At 45.1% G+C, this 19,656-nt stretch carries 22 protein-coding genes and 1 other annotated feature; of the genes, 6 read left to right on the top strand and 16 right to left on the bottom strand.

Annotated elements, in window-relative coordinates:
• Nucleotides 1-154: 154 nt before the first annotated feature.
• The 15 genes from trpA to RWX26_RS02785 form a co-directional block, all read right to left on the bottom strand.
• A complete protein-coding gene (gene trpA / locus RWX26_RS02855; RefSeq protein WP_314579008.1) occupies nt 155-934 on the bottom strand; it encodes a tryptophan synthase subunit alpha in 780 nt (259 codons plus the stop codon).
• Complete coding sequence (trpB, locus tag RWX26_RS02850; protein WP_314579006.1) at nt 927-2,150, bottom strand: tryptophan synthase subunit beta; 1,224 nt, start codon at nt 2,148-2,150, stop codon at nt 927-929. The genes trpA and trpB (RWX26_RS02850) overlap by 8 nt, the downstream gene beginning before the upstream one ends.
• Nucleotides 2,140-2,727, bottom strand: coding sequence for a phosphoribosylanthranilate isomerase (locus RWX26_RS02845; protein ID WP_314579004.1), 588 nt, complete (start codon nt 2,725-2,727; stop codon nt 2,140-2,142). Before RWX26_RS02845 ends, trpB (RWX26_RS02850) begins: the two co-directional genes overlap by 11 nt.
• Nucleotides 2,714-3,481 (bottom strand): indole-3-glycerol phosphate synthase TrpC, encoded by a 768-nt coding sequence (gene trpC, locus RWX26_RS02840; RefSeq protein WP_314579002.1) that lies wholly within the window; start codon nt 3,479-3,481, stop codon nt 2,714-2,716. Before trpC ends, RWX26_RS02845 begins: the two co-directional genes overlap by 14 nt.
• Nucleotides 3,478-4,482, bottom strand: coding sequence for an anthranilate phosphoribosyltransferase (trpD, locus tag RWX26_RS02835; protein ID WP_314578999.1), 1,005 nt, complete (start codon nt 4,480-4,482; stop codon nt 3,478-3,480). Before trpD ends, trpC begins: the two co-directional genes overlap by 4 nt.
• A 10-nt stretch (nt 4,483-4,492) precedes the next feature.
• The gene (locus RWX26_RS02830) at nt 4,493-5,056 is read right to left on the bottom strand and encodes an aminodeoxychorismate/anthranilate synthase component II (protein ID WP_314578997.1); all 564 of its coding nucleotides are present in this window, start codon (nt 5,054-5,056) and stop codon (nt 4,493-4,495) included.
• Nucleotides 5,053-6,411, bottom strand: coding sequence for an anthranilate synthase component I (gene trpE / locus RWX26_RS02825; RefSeq protein ID WP_314578995.1), 1,359 nt, complete (start codon nt 6,409-6,411; stop codon nt 5,053-5,055). The genes RWX26_RS02830 and trpE overlap by 4 nt, the downstream gene beginning before the upstream one ends.
• Before the next feature lie 402 nt (nt 6,412-6,813).
• Entirely contained in the window at nt 6,814-7,995 is a 1,182-nt protein-coding gene (gene trpB / locus RWX26_RS02820; RefSeq protein ID WP_314578993.1) for a tryptophan synthase subunit beta, read from the bottom strand.
• A 61-nt stretch (nt 7,996-8,056) separates the two neighbouring features.
• Nucleotides 8,057-8,292 (bottom strand) — a binding site (T-box leader).
• A 69-nt stretch (nt 8,293-8,361) separates the two neighbouring features.
• Nucleotides 8,362-8,901: a VanZ family protein gene (locus RWX26_RS02815; protein WP_314578990.1), complete on the bottom strand. Its 540-nt coding sequence runs from the start codon at nt 8,899-8,901 to the stop codon at nt 8,362-8,364.
• Complete coding sequence (gene rlmN / locus RWX26_RS02810) at nt 8,888-9,976, bottom strand: 23S rRNA (adenine(2503)-C(2))-methyltransferase RlmN (protein ID WP_061597644.1); 1,089 nt, start codon at nt 9,974-9,976, stop codon at nt 8,888-8,890. The genes RWX26_RS02815 and rlmN overlap by 14 nt, the downstream gene beginning before the upstream one ends.
• On the bottom strand, nt 9,973-10,554 hold the full coding sequence (locus tag RWX26_RS02805; protein WP_125340584.1) for a YutD-like domain-containing protein: 582 nt from the start codon (nt 10,552-10,554) through the stop codon (nt 9,973-9,975). The genes rlmN and RWX26_RS02805 overlap by 4 nt, the downstream gene beginning before the upstream one ends.
• Nucleotides 10,555-10,735: 181 nt before the next feature.
• On the bottom strand, nt 10,736-11,779 hold the full coding sequence (locus RWX26_RS02800; protein ID WP_314578984.1) for a SepM family pheromone-processing serine protease: 1,044 nt from the start codon (nt 11,777-11,779) through the stop codon (nt 10,736-10,738).
• Nucleotides 11,766-12,260: a pantetheine-phosphate adenylyltransferase gene (coaD, locus tag RWX26_RS02795; RefSeq protein ID WP_314578982.1), complete on the bottom strand. Its 495-nt coding sequence runs from the start codon at nt 12,258-12,260 to the stop codon at nt 11,766-11,768. The genes RWX26_RS02800 and coaD overlap by 14 nt, the downstream gene beginning before the upstream one ends.
• Nucleotides 12,250-12,798 (bottom strand): 16S rRNA (guanine(966)-N(2))-methyltransferase RsmD, encoded by a 549-nt coding sequence (gene rsmD / locus RWX26_RS02790; RefSeq protein WP_002904014.1) that lies wholly within the window; start codon nt 12,796-12,798, stop codon nt 12,250-12,252. The genes coaD and rsmD overlap by 11 nt, the downstream gene beginning before the upstream one ends.
• 69 nt (nt 12,799-12,867) lie before the next feature.
• On the bottom strand, nt 12,868-13,356 hold the full coding sequence (locus tag RWX26_RS02785; protein WP_314578979.1) for a YcxB family protein: 489 nt from the start codon (nt 13,354-13,356) through the stop codon (nt 12,868-12,870).
• A gap of 142 nt (nt 13,357-13,498) precedes the next feature.
• Between RWX26_RS02785 and RWX26_RS02780 the strand changes: the two genes are divergently transcribed.
• The 4 genes from RWX26_RS02780 to RWX26_RS02765 are packed head-to-tail and all read left to right on the top strand — an operon-like array spanning nt 13,499 to nt 16,237.
• On the top strand, nt 13,499-14,176 hold the full coding sequence (locus RWX26_RS02780; protein ID WP_223323270.1) for an XRE family transcriptional regulator: 678 nt from the start codon (nt 13,499-13,501) through the stop codon (nt 14,174-14,176).
• A gap of 3 nt (nt 14,177-14,179) precedes the next feature.
• Nucleotides 14,180-15,595 (top strand): Y-family DNA polymerase, encoded by a 1,416-nt coding sequence (locus tag RWX26_RS02775; RefSeq protein WP_314578977.1) that lies wholly within the window; start codon nt 14,180-14,182, stop codon nt 15,593-15,595.
• A complete protein-coding gene (locus RWX26_RS02770) occupies nt 15,592-15,966 on the top strand; it encodes a hypothetical protein (protein WP_002898070.1) in 375 nt (124 codons plus the stop codon). The genes RWX26_RS02775 and RWX26_RS02770 overlap by 4 nt, the downstream gene beginning before the upstream one ends.
• Nucleotides 15,944-16,237: a DUF5960 family protein gene (locus tag RWX26_RS02765; RefSeq protein ID WP_002904010.1), complete on the top strand. Its 294-nt coding sequence runs from the start codon at nt 15,944-15,946 to the stop codon at nt 16,235-16,237. The genes RWX26_RS02770 and RWX26_RS02765 overlap by 23 nt, the downstream gene beginning before the upstream one ends.
• Nucleotides 16,238-16,547: 310 nt before the next feature.
• On the opposite strand, the gene RWX26_RS02760 is transcribed toward RWX26_RS02765, so the two are convergent.
• Entirely contained in the window at nt 16,548-17,078 is a 531-nt protein-coding gene (locus RWX26_RS02760) for a DUF177 domain-containing protein (protein WP_314578971.1), read from the bottom strand.
• A 100-nt stretch (nt 17,079-17,178) separates the two neighbouring features.
• Here RWX26_RS02760 and RWX26_RS02755 point away from each other — a divergent pair, with 100 nt between their 5' ends.
• Both RWX26_RS02755 and RWX26_RS02750 read left to right on the top strand, forming a co-directional pair.
• Nucleotides 17,179-18,048, top strand: coding sequence for a helix-turn-helix domain-containing protein (locus RWX26_RS02755; RefSeq protein ID WP_004187949.1), 870 nt, complete (start codon nt 17,179-17,181; stop codon nt 18,046-18,048).
• 351 nt (nt 18,049-18,399) lie between these two features.
• Nucleotides 18,400-19,641, top strand: coding sequence for a hypothetical protein (locus tag RWX26_RS02750; protein WP_002900962.1), 1,242 nt, complete (start codon nt 18,400-18,402; stop codon nt 19,639-19,641).
• The last annotated feature ends 15 nt before the right edge of the window (nt 19,642-19,656 follow it).

Genomic DNA, 19,656 nt, shown 5'->3' with positions numbered 1-19,656 from the left:
ACTTACTTTTTTATGGTGATAAAATTCAAGAACATGGGTCAGGCTCTAGTTCTTATCCAAATCGCTAGCTTCTCTGGCCTCGCCTGCTTCTGCTTTAAAAAGAAAAAAGACAAGCTAGCATTCGTACCCTGTCTTTTGTTTGGTGTTGTGGTGATTATTTCTTATAAGCTGCTGCTTCTTGGATAAAGGCTGCTATACTGGCGTCCTTTTCATGAAAAGCTTTGACAATCTTAGATCCGACAATGACTCCGTCTGAGACTTGATTGAAGCGATCAACATCCTCTAAAGTTGAAACGCCAAAACCTGTCAGCACTGGAATCTCAGCAATATCATGGAGCTTGCTCAAATGCTGGTCCAAATCATTGCGGTAGCTTCCGCTCTTACCTGTCACTCCGTTGATGGCTACAGCATAGATGAAACCTTCAGCTTCCTTGATCAGCTCCTGCTGACGTTCTAGACCAGTCGTCAGGCTCACTAAAGGAACAAGAGCGATATCTGAATCTTCCAGCAGAGGCAAGATAAAGTTCCTATGCTCGTGGGGCAGATCCGGAATAATTAATCCTTTAACCGGCGTCCTAGCCAAATCCTTGACGAAATCTTTGAGACCGTACTGGAAAATAGGATTGAAGTAGGTCATGATAATGAGAGGAAGCTGAGTGTCCAAATTCTGCAAGCTTGCGATTAAAGACTTAGCCGAAGTATGGTGACCCAGGCTTCTCAGACCGGCTTCTTCAATAACTGGCCCATCTGCAACAGGGTCTGAAAAAGGCAGACCGATTTCAATAGCTGACACACCCAAGTTTTCCAAAAATGAGATGGTTTCTGGTAATCCTGCCAAACCTTTCTCGTGATCACCAGCCATGATATATGGAAGGAAAATTCCCTTGCCTTCTCTTTTGATGGTTTCTAAATGCTGAGTGAGTGTTTTAGTCATGGGCACCTCCTTTTTGAGCAGCTTCACTTTCCAAGCGTTCCTTTACCTGAACGACATCCTTGTCACCACGACCGGATAGGCAGACGATCATTGATTTATCTGGTCCCAGCTCCTTAGCCAGCTTAACTGCGTAAGCAATAGCGTGACTAGACTCTAGAGCAGGAATAATCCCTTCGATACGAGATAGGAGCTGGAAGGCTTCCAAGGCTTCTTCATCTGTGACTGGGACATAAGTCGCGCGCTGAATAGCATTAAAATGAGAATGTTCGGGACCGATGCCCGGATAGTCCAGCCCAGCAGAGATAGAGAAAGCTTCCAGAATCTGCCCTTGCTCATCCTGCAAGACATCCATCAAGGCACCGTGTAAAACACCCGGCCGGCCCTTGGTTAAGGTCGCAGCATGTTCATCTGTATCGATGCCTCGCCCAGCCGCTTCTGTTCCATACATAGCCACTGTACTATCATCTACAAAGGGATAAAAGAGCCCAATAGCATTGGAACCACCGCCAACGCAGGCGACTAAAGCATCTGGCAGGGCACCTGCATTTTGCTCAGCAAACTGGCGCTTAGCCTCACGACCAATCACACTCTGATAGTCGCGGACAATCTCTGGGAAGGGATGGGGTCCCAAGGCCGACCCCATAATATAGTGAGTATCATCGACCTGAGCCACCCAAGCTCGTAAAGCTGCATTGACCGCATCTTTGAGGACTCGAGAGCCATCGGTCACAGACTCCACCTTGGCTCCAAGAAGTTCCATCCGAAAGACATTGAGGGCTTGGCGCTTGACATCTTCTTCGCCCATGTAGATAGTACAGTCCATGTTGAAAAGGGCTGCAGCAGTGGCTGTAGCTACTCCATGCTGACCCGCACCAGTCTCTGCAATGATTTTCTTCTTGCCCATTCTCTTAGCTAGCAGGACCTGCCCTAGGGCGTTATTGATTTTATGGGCACCGGTATGGTTGAGGTCTTCCCGCTTCAGATAAATCTTAGCACCGCCAGCATAGGCTGTCAGATTTTTAGCAAAATAGAGAGGATTCTCCCGCCCTACATACTGCTTCAGCAACTCATCCAGCTCTGCCTGAAAGGCTAGGTCTTTTTTACTCTCACGGTAGGCTTTGTCCAGTTCCAAAACTGCTGTCATCAGCGTTTCAGGAACAAAGCGTCCGCCAAACTCACCGTAAAATCCTTCTTGATTGGGTTGATTATATGCCATCTTTCACTCTTTCTATAAATTCTGTTATCTTTTCTAAGTCCTTCTGGCCGTCAGTCTCGACCCCGCTTGAGACATCAACTGCGTAAGGAGCGAAGTGCTGAATCGCTTCTCGGACATTTCCTGCATTCAAACCACCGGCGATAAAGAAGGGCTGGTGGATTTGATTCTTGTCAAAAGATTGCCAATCAAAGGTCTGGCCACTACCAGCAAGAGGTGCATCAAAGAGCAGGTAGTCCGCTTGTTGGCTAACATCTTTTAACGCTCCCTTGACCTGATAAGCTCGAATAACCGGCCGGCCAATCTCAGTCAGAAGATCTTCATTAAAATCGCCATGAATCTGCACCAAATCCAGATTTGCCACTGAAATAGCTTCCTGCAGCTCTGCCAAGCCCGGAGAGACGAAAACTCCTACCTTTCGGACAGCAGGCGGCACCAAGGCAGCTAGCTTCTGAGCTTGCTCCAAACTGACCCTCCGACGGCTCTCAGCAAAGACAAATCCAATGTAATCCGCACCAGCCTGGCATGCCGTTTCCACAGCGCTGGCCGTTGATAAGCCGCAAATCTTAACCTTTGTCAATTTTCAGTTCCTTGATTTTTTCTGCTACATCCTCTGCCTGCATCAGGGCTGTTCCGACTAAAACCGCATGGAAATAAGGAGCTACTAGCTCAGCATCTTCCTTGCTGAAAATAGCGGACTCAGATACGTAAACCCTGTCATCTTTGAAATGGGCAGATAGCTGAAGACTTGTATTGATATCTGTCTCAAAAGTGACTAAATTGCGGTTATTGACACCGATAATCCGAGCTCCTATTCTATGGGCAATTTCCAGCTCCGCCAGATTATGGGTTTCGACCAGAACTTCCAAGCCTAAACCTGTCGCAAAATCATAGAGTTCTTGCAGACGCTTTTCAGGCAAGGCGGCCACAATCAAGAGAATAACTGTCGCTCCTGCATTGCGGGCGCGAACAATCTGCTTTTCATCAATGATAAAGTCCTTATTGAGGGTCGGAATGGTCACTTGACTGGAAATCTCTCTCAGGTAATCCAGATGTCCTTTGAAGAAAATCTCATCTGTCAGGACCGAAATCATAGCTGCACCGCATCGTTCATAGGTGCGAGCCTGCTCCACAATATCCACACCGAGATTAATATCTCCCAGACTGGGACTGGCTTTTTTAACCTCAGCAATCAGCTGCAGCTCTTGGGACTTGCTTTTGAGATACTCATAGAGAGAATAGGTCGAGCGCAGGGGCTGCAGCTCTTCATAGGACATAGCCGCCACTTCCTGCTCTTTTTGCTTTAGAATGGTCGGGAGAAATTCTTTGCTCATTTTTGATACTCCTGTAGTTGCTTGAGTTTTTCATAGGCTGCGCCACTAGCAATCACCTGGCGGGCCAAAGCTATTCCTTCTTCTATGCTGTCTGATTTCCCATTAGCATAGAAGCCCAATCCAGCATTCAGAACTGTCGTTTCCAGATAGGGGCTGGCTTGATTTTGCAGGACAGATAGCAGAATTTCTGCATTTTCCTTGGCATTGCCTCCACGAATCGCTTCAAGAGGTATTTCTTCCATGCCAATATCTGACGGCAGAAAGCCGTGCAGGCTGATTTGCCCATTTTCCAGCAGAGCATACTGGGTACGACCATGAAGACCCGCCTCATCAAGACCATCCGGCCCCGACACGACTACTGCACGCTTACGGCCCATATTTTTCAAGACCTCTGCCGTACTCTCTAGCATATCTGGTCGGCTAGTCCCCAAAAGCTGAGTTTCTAGACTCATGGGATGGATAAGCGGACCGGTTAAGTTCATGATAGTGGGAATACCAAGACTAAGACGAGCTGGCATGATGTATTTCATAGCTGGATGCATGTTCTTTGCAAAGAGAAAGACGATACCTGTCTGCTCAAAAACCTTGCCCAAGCTAGTAGCGTCCAAGTCTAGATTGATACCCAGAGCTTCTAACACATCAGCTGATCCTGACTTAGAAGAAATGGAGCGATTGCCGTGCTTAGCCATCTTAATCCCGCCACCTGCTAGTACAAAAGCTGCCGTAGTCGAAATATTGAAGCTGAAAGACTTGTCTCCACCGGTACCGCAATTGTCCATGGCAGTGCGAATAGTGGTCGGAATCTGCTTAGCGTGGCCTCGCATGACCTGAGCCAAAGCAGTTCGTTCCTCAATCGTCTCCCCCTTCATCTTAAGCCCCAGCAAGAAAGCTACAATTTGAGACTCTGTCACCCGTCCGGTGACAATACGCTCAATCACATCTGTCATCTCAGCGCTGCTTAAATCCTTAAAATCAGCTAGTTTTGCAATAATTTCTTTCATACATCCTCCTTTACTTTACTAAGTCGATAAAATTCTTGATAGACGACAAGCCATCTGGCGTGCCAATACTTTCTGGATGATACTGAAAACCATAGATAGGCAGGCTCTTGTGCTGGATAGCCATGATTGAGTTGTCATCAACCGCCCGAGCCGTCACTTCAAAGTTCTCCGGCATCTCTTCAACCAAAATCGAATGATAGCGCATGACCGGCTGTCCATCCTCTATCCCTTGATAGATAGGAGATTTTCCCTCAAAGCGCAGAATACTTTGCTTGCCGTGCATGACTTTGGGAGCCAAACCTAGCTTTCCACCAAATACTTCTGCAATGGCTTGGTGTCCCAAGCAAATCCCCAATATCGGCTTTTTACCAGTAAAATCGCGGATAAGCTCTTCCATCCGTCCTGCATCTGCCGGCCAGCCTGGGCCTGGAGACAGAACCAAGGCATCCGCTTCTTCTGCCGCTTGATAAAGGCCTGCATCATCATTTCGCAAGACTTTAACTTCTGCGAAATTTCCGATATACTGGGCTAGATTGTAAGTAAAAGAATCATAATTATCAATTAATAAAATCATTGCATCTCTCCTATCTTGGTCATTGATTTGGCCTTATTGATGGTTTCTTGGTATTCATTAGTAGGGATTGAATCATAAACAATACCCGCTCCAGCTTGAACGTAAGCTCTGCTATTTTTCAAAACCATAGTGCGTATAGCAATGGCAAAATCCATATCCCCTGTCGCAGACAGATAGCCGATAGCCCCCGCATAAACGCCACGCTTTTCCTGCTCCAGCTCATAAATCCGTTTCATGGCTCGAATCTTAGGCGCGCCCGAGACGGTACCAGCTGGCAGGGTTGACTTGAGCGCATCCATAGCTGTCAGTTGAGGCAGAAGCTGACCACGAACCACACTGGTCAGGTGCATGACATAGCGGAAATACTCTACTTCCATGTACTTAGTGACTTCCACGCTGTTATTCTGGGCAATTTTACCAATATCATTACGCCCCAAATCAACTAACATGCGGTGTTCCGCCACTTCCTTCTCGTCAGCCAGCAACTCCTTCGCCAAGGCTTTATCTTCTATTTCATCCTGCCCGCGCGGTCTGGTCCCAGCAATAGGATTGGTCGTAACCTGCCCCTGCTTGACAGAGACCAGACTTTCTGGGCTGGCTCCGATGATCTGATAATCCCCGAAATCATAAAAGTAGAGATAGTTGGAAGGATTGGTCACACGCAGATTGCGATAGTAATCCAGTGGCCTACCAGAATACTCTGCTGAAAAACGCTGACTGAGCACACATTGAAACATGTCTCCCTGCCGAATCAAGCTACGCGCTTCTTCCACCATTTTTTCAAAAGCTGTCTGCTCGATATGACTCTGGAAGTTCAAACTGGACAGTTCCAGCGGTGAAAATTCATCTGCCGCAGGCTGCGCTAGCTCAGCCATGATATGCTCCAGACTAGCAGCCAAATCAGCTTCGCTTCTATTACTGTAGAGCGCCTCCTCAAGGATATAGACCTTATCTTTTTTATGGTCAAAAACCATGTAACTCTCATAGACGAAAAAGTGCATATCCGGCGTCCCAATCACATCAGCTGGAATCTGACCAATCTCCTCATAGAGGGAAATCATATCGTAGCCAACAAAACCGATGGCTCCACCACCAAAAGGCAAGTCTGAATGATGATTTTTCTTTACTGCCAACTCATGCAGATAGTCCAAGGGATCTGCCTTGATTACTTGCCCATTCTTTGTTAGCTGGCCATTTTCATAGCGAACTTCAAAGACTGGGTTATAAGCTAGGATAGAAAAACGAGCTGTCTCGCTATCTCTCGGAATACTTTCCAAAATCACCTTGTGGTCGCCCTGAATCCGCATATAAGCTAGGATCGGCGATAAAATATCAGCTGGTAAAATCTTTTGCATAATGTTTCTTTCTATTTAATCAAAAACGTTTAAGGAGGAACAATCTGCTAGCCATGACTGCATTCACAAGAACAGATAGCACCTGTCCACGGTCATAACTTGCTCCAAAACTACAGAAAAACGCCCGCACAGTTCATCCTGTGAGGGCGTATCATCGCGGTGCCACCTCAGTTATGGAGTTTTTAGGCTCCACATCTCATTTACTTATTTACAGTCATTTAGATTCCTTTTAGTAGAAGGCAGCATACTATTTTACAGCAAAGTAAGCTAACAAAATAATAAAAGTTCAACTAAAGGACAAAATGTTGACTCCAACAGCCCATTTCATAACTTCTCCTGCCTGTTTACAGCAACCACAGACTCTCTGAAAGGAGAGATGTTACTACTTTTCTGCTGGGTATTTTATTTTCGTTTTTCTAGATAGTCAGCAATGGCTGCCACATCCTTGTCTCCACGACCAGATACATTGATAATGATGATTTTGTCAGATGACAATTTCGGAGCTCGCTTGATGGCTTCAGCAATGGCGTGAGAGCTTTCAATCGCTGGCAAAATTCCTTCCTTTTGTGTCAAGAGGAGCAAAGCATCCACAGCTTCATCATCTGTCGCGGCCACGTATTCTACTCGACCAGAATCTTTAAAGAAAGCATGTTCAGGACCAACACCAGGATAGTCCAAGCCTGCTGAAATCGAGTAAACCGGCGCCACCTGACCATCTTCAGCAAAGACAGCGTAAGTCTTCATACCATCCACTACTCCGACACTTCCCTTGGTCATGGTCGCCGCATGCTGGTCTGTATCAAGACCCCGTCCAGCCGCTTCAACACCAACCAGCTTGACTTCTTCATCCGCTACATACTGAGAGAAAGCACCGATAGCATTGGATCCGCCACCTACGCAGGCAATAACATAGTCCGGCAAGCGGCCTTCCTTGTCCAAAATCTGCCGGCGAGATTCTTCACTGATCACCTTTTGGAACTCATGGACAATCGTCGGATAAGGGTGAGGACCGACAGCAGATCCCAAAACATAGAAGGCTTCCAAATCATTCATCCAAGCTCCAAAAGCTGCATCAACTGCATCCTTGAGGGTTTTGGTGCCTGTTTCCACTGCATGAACAGTCGCTCCCATCATTTCCATGCGGAAGACATTGAGACGCTGGCGCTCTACATCCTCTGCACCCATGTAAACATCGCACTTCATACCAAACTTAGCTGCGGCTGCCGCAGTTGCCACACCATGCTGGCCAGCTCCAGTTTCAGCGATGATTCGGGTCTTGCCCATGCGCTTAGCTAGTAGAATCTGTCCCAAAACATTATTGAGCTTGTGTGAGCCCAGATGATTGAGATCTTCCCGCTTCAGATAAATCTTAGCTCCGCCCAGATGCTGGGTCAGACTTTCTGCAAAGTAAAGCGGGGTTTCCCGACCTGAATAATCCGCCAAATAATGTCGGTATTCATTTAAAAATTCTGGGTCATCCTTATACTTCTCAAAAGTCGCTTCCAATTCATCCAGCAAGGCCTGGATAGGCTCCGGTACAAAGGAGCCGCCGAATTGTCCAAAATATCCTTTAGTTTCTGTCATCTTGATTGCCTCTTTTCTTTATTTTCAAGCAAAACAAAAGCCCACACACAGAAAAAATCTGTGTGAGGGCGTAAAATCGCGGTGCCACCTCAATTATGGAGAAAAGTATAGACTGTCTCCATATCTCTGTCTTGTCTAACAACAAGCTGCACTGTAAGGTGTGCTCACCGAATTTTTATTGCTTCAAATTCATTTTTTGCATCAGCCCACTTCATAATTTTCTACTGCCTGTTTCCACCAACCACAGACTCCCTGAAAGTAGAAAAAATTATTACTTTTCTGATGATTTATTTTATTATAGGCCTTTCCCTTTTTCTTGTCAAGAAAAAATTTAATTTTTTCTCCTAAATCCGAACCTTTCACCGGCTAATCTCTTTTGAAAGCGTCGTCTTGACGATTTTTCCAGATTTTCTGACCAAGCTGAAATGCCCGCCAAGCCAGATAACCACCCAAAGTATTGGTCCAGAGATCATCAATCTCAAAGACTCGATTGGCGTTGATGAGAAGGTCCAGCAGAATCTGAGTCACTTCGATAGACAGACTCATCCCGAAGCTCAGCCATACAACCTTCTTGGTCTTCCGCAATTTTGGAAAGAGGTAAAGCAATTGAAAGATTAAAGGTGACAGCAAGAAGATATTAGCTAGATTTTGGATAAAAACCTTGACCAGCTGAATCCAAGAAGTAATCTCTCCAATATTGACAAAGGAGTTAAAAGGGATTAACAAAACTACTATTCGGCCAAAATACTGGACTCCCGGCGTCTCCATTCCCGGCTCTGGAACCTGAGGAATAAAGCACAGAACGCAAAGCATCAAGAAATAGAGCCAGCTCCCCCATGCCAGCAATCTCCGTCCCTTAGCAGTCAGCTCACCGGCTGAAGTCAGATAGTTCTTAAGGCTGAACATTTTCTACCAATGCTTTCTCGCGATCACGCTTCATGGTATTAGAACGCAGCTGACCGCAGGCTGCATCAATATCTGTACCATGTTCCTGACGAACCACACAGTTGACTCCGTTTTTCTTGAGGGTATCGTAGAAGGCCATCACGCGCTCTTTGGGACTGCGGCTGTACTGGTCATGCTCGCTAACGGGGTTATAAGGAATGAGATTGACATAAGACAGCTTCTTAATGTTCTTGAGCAGCTCAGCCAATTCCTTGGCCTGCTCTACCCCGTCATTGACTTCATTGAGCATGATGTACTCAAAGGTCACCCGACGGTTAGTGGTCTCAATATAGTATTCAATAGCTGCAAAAAGCTTTTCGATAGGGAAGGACCGGTTAATTCGCATGATGCTAGTCCGCAAATCATTATTCGGGGCATGGAGGGATACAGCTAGATTGACCTGCACGCCTTCATTGGCAAAGTCACGAATCTTATGAGCCAGCCCTGATGTCGAAACCGTGATATGGCGGGCACCGATAGCCAAACCTTTGTCATCATTGACCGTCCGGACAAACTTGAGCACGTTGTCATAGTTGTCAAAAGGCTCGCCGATTCCCATAACCACGATATGGCTGACCCGCTCATCCTGACCACGCTCGTCAAAATACTTCTGAACCAGCATAATCTGAGCGACAATCTCACCGTTATTGAGGTCGCGTTGCTTTTTAATCAAGCCGGAAGCACAGAAGGTACAGCCGATATTGCAGCCGACCTGGGTGGTCACACAGACAGAAAGTCCATAGTGCTGGCGCATGAGCACCGTCTCAATCAGCATACCATCCGGCAGCTCAAAGAGGTACTTGACCGTACCGTCAGCAGACTCTTGGACGATGCGCTGTTTAAGCGGATTGACGACAAACTGATCGTCTAGTTTGGCAATCAAATCTTTAGATAGATTGGTCATCTCTTCAAAAGACTGGACCCGCTTGCGATAGAGCCACTCCCAAATCTGGGCAGCACGGAATTTCTTTTCTCCCTGAGCTTCCGCCCATTCGATCATTTCCTGACGCGTTAAGCTATAAATAGATGGTTTCATTTTTCTCCTTTATTCTGGCGAATCACAAAATGGCGATTGCTGTCTTTTTGCTTTTTCTGCCTATCTTGCTGGGAATTGTTGCGAGAGCGTTTATTGTCTCTTTTAGAGCGGCTGTCTCGTTCTCGCTCACTTCTGCGATTGCGGTTGCTCCCAGAACGGCTATTGCGAGAACGTTTTGACCGACCTTCTGTCTCTTTCTTGCCATGCGATTTTTTATCAAAGGAAGCACGCTGGGGATTTGGATTTTCCAAGACAAAATAAGCACAGCCATAGCTGCAGTACTCCAACAAATAGTCTTCTAAGCGACTAATCTTCTCATCGCTTTCATTAGCCCGCTCGTCCTTGTAAAAACCACGCAGGCGCAGCTGCTCATTGCCCCAGTCACCGACAATATAGTCAAACTTAGTGAGAATTTCTGAAAAACGCTGATGAAAGGCCGTCAAGTCAAAGCCTTCCTTATAGTTCTCAATCAATTCAAACTCGAATTTTTCTGCAACAATCTTGCTGTCAATCTGTTTAAACTCCGGTCCTGGGAATTTATTATAATTATACAATTCAGGTGAAATATCTTTACGCATACTCTTCCTTTAACAATCTTGGATAGTTTATCTACAACACTTTATTTTATCATAAATCAGCCAGTATTTCGCGGACTTTTCATCAAAAATACCTTTCTGAAAAAAGTCAGACGATTTAAAGTAGAAAAGGCCAGCTGATTTTGTCTGTCTCACAAGAAAAATCTTAGCAAAAGCTAAGATCTTACTTGTTCTTTTTCAGATAGTCAATGGCGTCCTGCAGCGTTTTAACTGGAACAATTTTCATATCCGTTTTAATCTTCTTGGCTGTCTCCAGAGCCGTTTGGTAGTTGTTTTTCCCATTAGGAGAAAGCTTTTTATCTTCCTCTGTCAGTTCATTGTTCGGTGCAAAGAAGATGTCTGCTCCGCTTTGGGCCGCTGAAACGACTTTCTTATCGATTCCGCCGATTTCGCCAACTTCGCCTTCACGGCTGATGCTGCCGGTCCCTGCAATATCGCGGCCATCACGAAGAGTCGGATCAGCCAACTGGGTATAAATGGCGAGGCTGAACATGAGACCAGCACTGGGACCGCCGATACCCTCAGTTGAAAATGTAATCGGAATACTGCTGCTGACTTCCGTCCGGTCTATCAGACTAATCCCAATCCCGTTCTTACCGTTCTCCAACTTGATGACCTTACCGGTTGCCGATTTCTCCTGACCATCTTCTTGGAAAGTCACCTTGATTTTATCCCCAAGCTTCTGCGAGTTGACATACTTAACCAGCTCCTCAGAGCTTTCAAATGTCTTATCATTGACACCAGTTACCGTATCAGCAATATTGAGAACTCCCTTGAAGGTTGAGTTATCAGCTACCTGCAGGACATAAACCCCCAGATAATCCATCTTGATCTCTTTACCAGCTGTCGTCAACCCTTGATATTTAGCCATGTTTTGTGATGTTTCCATGTAAAACTGGTTGATCCGATTGAACTCCTCATCCGTGGATCCCCCCGTCATATCCTTAGCGGAATAAATATCGGTAAAAGGGGTCAGCCAAGCATAGACCAAATGAGCAAAGGTTGCCTGCTCTACCCCGACTGTCACAAAATTATAGGAACCCGCTTCCTTGTCAGCCTTGTTATCAACCAGCAAGACCTGACGAACATCCTCGGCACCACCAGGAACTTCTATATAATAAGGCAGACGAACGTAAAGAGCTGCTATAAAAAAGGCAATAGTGACGCCAATGACCGTCGGCAATATAAACTTCTTAATTCTTTTCATTGTTGATTCTTTCTAATTCTTTGATTACACTTTGGGGCACATAGGCCGCGATATCCTGCTGAAAAGCAATTAGCTCACGAATACGTGATGAACTGATATGCTGATAGGCTGGCTTGCTGAGCAAGAAAATCGTTTCCAGCTCTCCTGCTAGTTCATGATTGAAAAAGTTCATATTGGCTTCATAGTCTAGATCTTGACTATTTCGGAGACCGCGCACAAAGGCCTGTGCTCCCAGTCTTCTGGCCACTGTCACTGCTAGCTCATTCTGCGAAATGATGACCTCGACATTATCCAAATGTTCTAGAGCTTCTTTGACCATGCGCTCTCTGGCTTCAATTGTGAAAAAGCCAGACTTTTCCCGATTATAGAAAATCCCTACATAGATCTTATCAAAGAGCCTGCTGGCCCGCTCAATCAGGTCCACATGGCCCTTGGTCATCGGGTCAAAAGACCCTGTGAATAATCCTATCTTATCTGACATACACCGTCACCTTTGAAATTCCATATATCTTCTGCTTCCAAATGCCCAGCCCTGCAATTTCCTCCGGTAGCTCTACTTCCTTGTCTGTCTCACAGACTACCAGAACATCTTGACTCAAGAGCCGACTCTCCTCCAGCTTCTCAAGGTCTGCCACAATCTGCTCCTTGGCATAAGGCGGATCTAAGAGAACCAAGTCAAAAGCTCCCGTCAATATTTCCAAGGCTCGGCCAGACTCCATCTTGAGCAAGTCAAAACGTTCCGGCTCCTTTGTCATCTGAATATTCTCTGAAATAATAGCCTGAGCTCTGCGATCCCTTTCGACTAAGACAGCTTCCTCCATACCTCGCGAAATAGCCTCAATGGCCAAACTCCCACTCCCAGCATAAAGATCTAGCACCCGACCGCCGTCAAAATAGGGACCAATCATATTAAAAATTGCCCCCTTGACCTTATCGGTCGTAGGCCTGGTCGTCTTGCCGTCCAAAGTCTTGAGGGGCCTGCCCCCGTATTTACCTGCAACAACTCTCATAAAAAACATTATAACACACATCGCACAAGAGGCCAATTTTTTGAAAACTTGACAGATAAAAAACAGAAGTCCCCCAAATTAGAGACTTCTGCTTTCTTTTAGTTTTAGTAAAAAATCAATTAATTCAGGCTGACAGTCTGCCTTATCCAAGATCAGCCCCATTGACCGACCAACCATAATATAAAAAGTTTCTGGCTTGTCTATAATCGCCACAATATCTTGGTAGTCAAATCTGGCATTGTTATTCCGATTAACGACACGAAAGTCTGTCTCATAGAAGCTAAACTCCTGCTCTATATCATGCCAGAGGGGGTTGCCTCTATAAAACTTTTTAATATGTCGATTCATAGACAGATAGTAAAGAAAAGGAAGGACAGCCACAGTAACAAGAAAAGCTACGCCTGGCAAAGGTTCCCCGATGAAAAAACAGATTGCACTGCATATCAGCACCACTATCTCAGGGAGAATCAGCGAGAAGATGCCATTCTTTTTATACCAAAAATTGGTCCAAGCGAAACGGCGGTAAGCTTCTTCTGTCATGATCGTTTTTGCTATCATAGGAAACATCTCTCTACCTCCAGGTTATATTCCTCCCTACAGTTTACCACACTCTTGCTAGAAATAACAATACTCAATAAAGAACTTGCTTTTCTCGATTTCATTTGTTATACTATATGTAACCTTTAAAACGTTACATAGGAGGTGTGATATGTTTTCGCATGAAAAATTAAAAAAACGCCGGCTGGAGCTTAATCTGGCACAGGCTTCCATTTACCAAGAGCTGGGCATCTCTCGAAAGACTTACTCTGCTTGGGAAAATGGTCTAGCAGAACCCCACGCAAAAAATCTCAGGAGGTTGGCCACCTGTCTCAAGGTCCAGGAGAACTACTTTGTGGATGAGACCAGCGCGCTCTACACCTACCCTTTACTAACCGCACCACATAAAAAAGAAGTAGACAAGCTCGCTAGTCGGCTCCTAGAGAGACAGCGCAAGGTTAGCTCCCTTACAGCCTATAAGGTTCTATCTGTTGAGCTGGCTGCAGGTCGCGGTCACAGTTATTATGACAATGAAACAGACTACGAAACGGTCTACTTCGATCAAGATATCCAGCACGACTTTGCATCCTGGGTCTCTGGAGATTCTATGGAGCCCAAGTATCCCAATGGATCTGTTGCACTTATGAAACAGACAGGGTTTGACTACGATGGGGCAGTCTATGCTCTTATGTGGAATGGCAAGACATATATTAAAAAAGTCTACCGTGAAGCTGAAGGCCTACGCTTAGAATCTATCAATCCTGACTACGAGGATCTCTTTGCTCCTTATGAAGACCAACCTAGCATTGTTGGTATCGTAGTCGGACATTTTCTGCCAATTGAGGTATAAGCTATGGTCCTATTTGATTATTCACGCGAGCCTCGTTCAGACATCGCTTTTGTGGATATGAAAAGTTTTTATGCCTCTTGCGAATGCATTTCCCTCGGCCTTGACCCTTTAAAAACCTCGCTCTGTGTCATGAGCCGAATTGAAAATTCTGCTGGACTGATATTAGCTGCCACTCCTCTCTTTAAAAAGAATTTCGGCAGCCAGAATGTCAGCCGAAGCTATAATCTTCCTTTTGATGTCCACACCCGCAAGTTCAACTATGCTGCTGCCCACAAGCAGGGACTACCAATTACAGCAGATTATGTGCGCTTTATTGAAGATGCTGCTCAAAAGACCTTATTGGTCCCACCTCGGATGAACTACTACATCCAGAAAAACATGGAAATTCAAAAAATTTTCCAGGATTTCGCAGCTCCCGATGATATTTTCCCCTACTCAATTGATGAAGGCTTCCTAGATTTGACAAGCTCTATCAACTACTTCATTCCCGATCAGACGCTGGACCGCAGGACCAAACTGGACCTGCTGGCTGCCCGCATTCAACAGGCTATCTGGAAGAAGACTGGGATTTATGCCTCTATCGGCCTGAGCAACGCCAATCCTCTTCTCGCCAAGCTAGCCTTGGACATTGAAGCCAAGCACACAAAACAGATGCGGGTCAACTGGTCCTACGAGGATGTGCCAAGTAAGGTCTGGACTATTCCGACAATGACTGATTTTTGGGGCATCGGTCACCGAACGGCCACCCGTCTTAAGAAGCTAGGCATCCACTCCATTTATGATTTAGCTCACTTTAATCCCGATATTCTCAAAAAAGAAATGGGAGTTATGGGTCTGCAGCTTTGGTTTCATGCTCACGGTATTGATGAAAGCAATGTTCACAAGCCTTATCAGGTCAAGTCACACGGTCTAGGGAATTCGCAAATTCTCCCCCGAGATTACAGACAACAGGCAGAGATTGAACTCGTTTTCCGAGAAATGGCTGAGCAGGTCGCCATTCGGCTCAGACGCTCTGGTAAGAAATGCCAGCGTGTCTCCATCTATGCCCGTTACTCCAAGCAGGAGCTCCTGCCTTCCATTCATACACAGAAAAAAATTGAGCCCACTAACAACAGTGACCGATTGGCTCAAATCGTCGTTCAGCTTTTTCGTTCCAAATATCAGGGCGGGGCTATCCGACAGATTGGCGTTTTTTACAGTGACTTTGTCGATCAAGGTTATAGTCTGATTTCTCTCTTTGACGATCCTCTGCAAATTCAAAAAGAAGAGGAGCTCCAACAGACGATTGACCGCATCAGAGATCGCTTCGGCTTTGCCTCTCTGCTTAAGGGAAATGCCTTGCTGGACTCCTCCCGTGCCATCGCTCGAAGCAAGCTGACAGGTGGCCATTCGGCTGGAGGGCTGGAGGGCTTATCATGACCGACCGATCCTACCTCCCCTATCAGTCAGCTCGTGACTTTCAGGATCGGGGCATGGCTAAGTGGGCTGGCTTTTTCCTCTCTGAGCACAGCACTGCTTTGGCCAAAAAAGAACTAGATATCAGTCGCCTGGCCCAGCTTGACAGACAGGAGAAATTCCAGTTACTCAACCAAGCCTACAGTCATCAAGTTCCCATCAGAATCACCTTTCTTAATCAGGGAAAGCTGACCGACATTACTGCTACCGTCTTTCATCTGGACTGCAAGCAGGTCCTCCTGCAGGAAGGTGACCATTACAAAGGCCTTGCTATCCATCAGATTCTTTCGATACAAGCTTCAGGAGGCGCAGATGACCACTCAAAATGTACATGAGGAACTTCAATTTGACTATTTTTCCCAGAATTACTATCAATTTCAAGAGGATTTTTATCAATTTTCCAATCTTCCCCAGCCTCTGATGGTCATGGAAGATGACATCCTACTCCACATGGCCAGCCGCCAAGCCACTTATTTCAAACTCTCCAAGACCAAAAGCTTGGATAAAAAGGATCATTACTTCCACTTTACCGTCAGTCGACCAGACCAAGCAAACCGACTCTGCATTTACCACTATCAAGGCCAAACAGAAGATATAAATCAATAAGCTCCCAAACTGAGTCTGGGAGCTTATTGTATAGGGCTAGCCATCTACTAGTATCTTCTCAATTATTTCTTGCTTTAAGTCAGGGGAATAATATTGAAGATTTGGGCCAGCTATATTGTATTTGAGGTCAATCTGAATCCAAGAAGTGCCATTCTTTTTAGGTTATCTTTTCAGTTCATTTGTATAAACTAATTTCATACCAAAAACACCCCAAAAGTTAGATTTTCTGTCTAACTTTTGGGGTGCAGGTCATAGCAATTTGCCTTTTCTTTTATTTTATTTTTTATCGATTTCAAAATTTTTACAAGATTTATTCATCAAAAAGTCCTTGCAAACCAGCGAAAGGATTGTTCTTCTCTTTTTGAGCTTCCTGGGCAGCGGCGAATTCTTCTTCTGTCATAACCTGCCAGTCCTGACCTGACAGAAAGCCTTGGCCGGCTTCTTCCTCAGCTGTTAGAATTTTCAGCGGGATATTCAGCAGGATATTATCAGCTACACTCTCGGCTACATTAATCTCGCCATTTTCAATCGGCAGTACCAAGTCCTGATCAATCAGTTCCTGCGATGCAGCCTGTCCTTCTTCCATGAAAATTTCGTTGACTAGATAAGACTCCTTGAGCTCCACCGGCTCCATACTGCGACTGGACGTCAGAGTGATGGTATAAGACAAGTCATAATCCAGAAAATAGAGGCCGTCTTCATATTGAACCTTGCCTTTGGCTACAATACCCTGAACATCTAAAATCTCAGGATTGCGCTCTTTTAACTCCTCCGCCAAGTCCAGCTTTTTCTCAAAGGCTAGTCCATCTGGATTCTTCCGAATTTCTTGAATATGCAACATAAGTTCCTCTTTGCTTTTTTTCTTTATATTATATCATGTTTGAGCGCTTCGATGTTATTGAAAATTATTTTGTTATAATAAATTGTAAGGAGGGAAGACAATGGAACATCTAGGACAGGTTTTTAGATTTTTTCGCGAGGCAAGGCACATCTCTTTATCCGAGGCGGCTGGCGGAGAATTTTCAAAATCTATGCTCTCTCGCTTTGAAAATGGGCAGAGCGAACTGTCGGCACAGAAACTTTTTAGCGCTCTCAGCGCCATCCGCACGGAAACGGAAGAATTTACCGTTGCAGCCGGCATCCAGAATCATCATTCTCACAAGGAACTCTTAAGCCACATTCAAGACCTGTTGCAAGCCAATCAGCTTGATCTCTTAGAAGAACTTTATCTGAAAAAAGAAAAAATCACTCAAAAAAGCAAGAAGGCTAGTGATTGGGTTGAACGCCTGATTGTAAAGGCCTATCTCTGTGCCCTCAAAGAGTCTGAGAAGGCTAGCCCAGGCGAGCTGGATTTCCTGCATGATTACCTCTTTTCAGTTGATATTTGGGGGCGCTACGAGCTCAATCTCTTCTCTGTCTGCACTCCGGTTTTATCCCTAGACTTGTTTTCCCAATACACCAAAGAAATCCTCTCAAGAAATGATTTTACAGCCTTGTTTGCCAACAATCGCAACACCCTGCACACTACCTTTCTTAATGGCTATCTTCTGGCCATCAGTCAGGAAAATATCACTCAGGCAGACTATTTCCAACAAGTCATTGAGCGAAACTTTTATGAAGAAAATGAGACTTACTTCCGAATTGTCTATCTCTTTGCTCAGGGAGAGTTGATCTGTTTGAAAGGGAAAACAGAAGAGGGGCTCACTCAAATGAAGCAAGCTGTCGATATTTTCCGAATCTTGAACTGTCATCATAGCGCTGACTACTATCAAAAAGCCCTTGATACTGCTTTTCAAAAATATAGCAAATGATGCAAATTTCCACTTTTAAGCTCAGCTATTTTGAGTTGGAAAGTGGTTTTTTGTTCCTACTCGAGCTCCACCTTTCTGATTTAAAAGTTTCTACCCGAAAATCGTTGAATATATGCAATATTTCCTGCAGATTGGATTCTCTATTTTATACTAAAAGCAGAAAGAGCTAGCGCAAGTCACTTTCAGAATTTTACCACTTACTTAATGAGACCTAACCAGTTGCCGAAAAGCCCTTGTTTTTGGCTTTAAACGGTCTATAATGTTCATCAGAAAGAGAAAAAACAAAAGCCAGTTTACAGATGCACCCAATCAGCTTTCATTCATTCTTGCAGTTTAGAAAAGGAGTCTACGATGAAATTATTCTTTAAAAATGGGGTCTATGCCTCACTCAGCCTTTCCCGAATCTTCAACACCTTGGGAGCTTCTATTTTCAATATTGTTTTTGTGGTATTTGCTTCCAGCATGCCCAATCCCAAGTTTGCTATTGCTGTGGCTAATTTTATCGTCCTGGTTCCGACATTCTTTACTATCTTTGCTGGTATCAAAGCTGACAAGACTATCCGTAAAGCTCGTTGGCTGATTCATTTTGGTTATCTTCAAGCCCTGCTCTTTGTTCTTGTTGCCTTCATGACTCGCTCCAGCTCTTATCTAGCCTTTTCAGCCGTCTGCTTGATGAATATTCTTTCAGATATTATCAGCGATTACCGCAGCGGCCTGCAAATGCCGATTTTAAAAAAGAATGTTCCAGAGAAAGACCTTATGGAAGCCTTCTCCTTTACCCAGCTTATCAGCTTTCTCTGTAGCCTGGCCGGACAAGCTTTGGGAGTTTGGCTCCTGACCGTCAGCCAGCAAGACTTTTTCTTAGTTGCTTTGGTTAACGCCTTGACCTTTCTCCTATCCTCCACCATCCTCTACCTAGTCCGCCGCCGATTGACCCATGACCCCGTCGTAATTTCTGAGAAAAACGCTCCTCTGAAAGAAGAATTGAAGAAAATGTACACATCGTCTAAGCTGATCTTTGATCAGGAAGGTTCTAGCAATTTTCTCAAACTGTTGGCTCAAATCCTGATCGTCAACGCTATGGCAGGTTCTCTTATAGCTCTTTATAATCTCTACTTGCTGGATAACCCCATCTTCCAGCTATCCTTTAGTCAGTCTCTCTTGGTTCTTCAGACCACTCTTGTCCTAGCCATGATTGCAGCCAGTCTGACTCCCAACGATTACTTTAGCCGTCTCTCTCTAAATCAACTAACCCTCTGGGCTGCTCTTACAATGATTCTGCTTGCTGTCAGCAATTTCTTGCATCTGCCTGTTTTCGTCGGCATTGCTTTTGGATTTTTACTAGCTTATATCTCCGGCAAGATCAATCCCAAAATCAACACCCTCTTACTGAGCAAATTGCCTTCTGATGTTCTCGCTCAGACTTCCAGCTTTCTGAGTCTGCTCTTTTCTTTCTCTGTCCCCTTTGGTACTATGGTCTTCAGCAGCCTGGCCCTCTGGAATATGAACGCTAGCTGGCTAATCTTCAGCATTATCGGTGTGATTGCTCTGCTCCTATCTATCGAAAAAAAGAAAGATGTTAAAGAAATTTGATAGATTTAATCTTGT

This window comes from uncultured Streptococcus sp. (assembly GCF_963536705.1).
Taxonomy (GTDB): Bacteria; Bacillota; Bacilli; order Lactobacillales; family Streptococcaceae; genus Streptococcus.
This window is presented reverse-complemented; position numbering and strand designations above follow the sequence as displayed.

What these genes read in the sequence shown, in the direction of transcription:
- RWX26_RS02780 (WP_223323270.1), top strand. Translation starts at nt 13,499, where the DNA reads ATGTTTTCGCATGAAAAATTAAAAAAACGCCGGCTGGAGCTTAATCTG.
- RWX26_RS02785 (WP_314578979.1), bottom strand. Translation starts at nt 13,356, where the DNA reads ATGTTTCCTATGATAGCAAAAACGATCATGACAGAAGAAGCTTACCGC.
- RWX26_RS02805 (WP_125340584.1), bottom strand. Translation starts at nt 10,554, where the DNA reads ATGCGTAAAGATATTTCACCTGAATTGTATAATTATAATAAATTCCCA.
- trpA (WP_314579008.1), bottom strand. Translation starts at nt 934, where the DNA reads ATGACTAAAACACTCACTCAGCATTTAGAAACCATCAAAAGAGAAGGC.
- RWX26_RS02750 (WP_002900962.1), top strand. Translation starts at nt 18,400, where the DNA reads ATGAAATTATTCTTTAAAAATGGGGTCTATGCCTCACTCAGCCTTTCC.
- RWX26_RS02760 (WP_314578971.1), bottom strand. Translation starts at nt 17,078, where the DNA reads ATGTTGCATATTCAAGAAATTCGGAAGAATCCAGATGGACTAGCCTTT.
- trpB (WP_314578993.1), bottom strand. Translation starts at nt 7,995, where the DNA reads ATGACAGAAACTAAAGGATATTTTGGACAATTCGGCGGCTCCTTTGTA.
- rlmN (WP_061597644.1), bottom strand. Translation starts at nt 9,976, where the DNA reads ATGAAACCATCTATTTATAGCTTAACGCGTCAGGAAATGATCGAATGG.
- rsmD (WP_002904014.1), bottom strand. Translation starts at nt 12,798, where the DNA reads ATGTTTTTTATGAGAGTTGTTGCAGGTAAATACGGGGGCAGGCCCCTC.
- trpE (WP_314578995.1), bottom strand. Translation starts at nt 6,411, where the DNA reads ATGCAAAAGATTTTACCAGCTGATATTTTATCGCCGATCCTAGCTTAT.
- RWX26_RS02770 (WP_002898070.1), top strand. Translation starts at nt 15,592, where the DNA reads ATGACCGACCGATCCTACCTCCCCTATCAGTCAGCTCGTGACTTTCAG.
- RWX26_RS02775 (WP_314578977.1), top strand. Translation starts at nt 14,180, where the DNA reads ATGGTCCTATTTGATTATTCACGCGAGCCTCGTTCAGACATCGCTTTT.
- RWX26_RS02765 (WP_002904010.1), top strand. Translation starts at nt 15,944, where the DNA reads ATGACCACTCAAAATGTACATGAGGAACTTCAATTTGACTATTTTTCC.
- coaD (WP_314578982.1), bottom strand. Translation starts at nt 12,260, where the DNA reads ATGTCAGATAAGATAGGATTATTCACAGGGTCTTTTGACCCGATGACC.
- RWX26_RS02830 (WP_314578997.1), bottom strand. Translation starts at nt 5,056, where the DNA reads ATGATTTTATTAATTGATAATTATGATTCTTTTACTTACAATCTAGCC.
- trpD (WP_314578999.1), bottom strand. Translation starts at nt 4,482, where the DNA reads ATGAAAGAAATTATTGCAAAACTAGCTGATTTTAAGGATTTAAGCAGC.
- trpB (WP_314579006.1), bottom strand. Translation starts at nt 2,150, where the DNA reads ATGGCATATAATCAACCCAATCAAGAAGGATTTTACGGTGAGTTTGGC.
- trpC (WP_314579002.1), bottom strand. Translation starts at nt 3,481, where the DNA reads ATGAGCAAAGAATTTCTCCCGACCATTCTAAAGCAAAAAGAGCAGGAA.
- RWX26_RS02755 (WP_004187949.1), top strand. Translation starts at nt 17,179, where the DNA reads ATGGAACATCTAGGACAGGTTTTTAGATTTTTTCGCGAGGCAAGGCAC.
- RWX26_RS02815 (WP_314578990.1), bottom strand. Translation starts at nt 8,901, where the DNA reads ATGTTCAGCCTTAAGAACTATCTGACTTCAGCCGGTGAGCTGACTGCT.
- RWX26_RS02800 (WP_314578984.1), bottom strand. Translation starts at nt 11,779, where the DNA reads ATGAAAAGAATTAAGAAGTTTATATTGCCGACGGTCATTGGCGTCACT.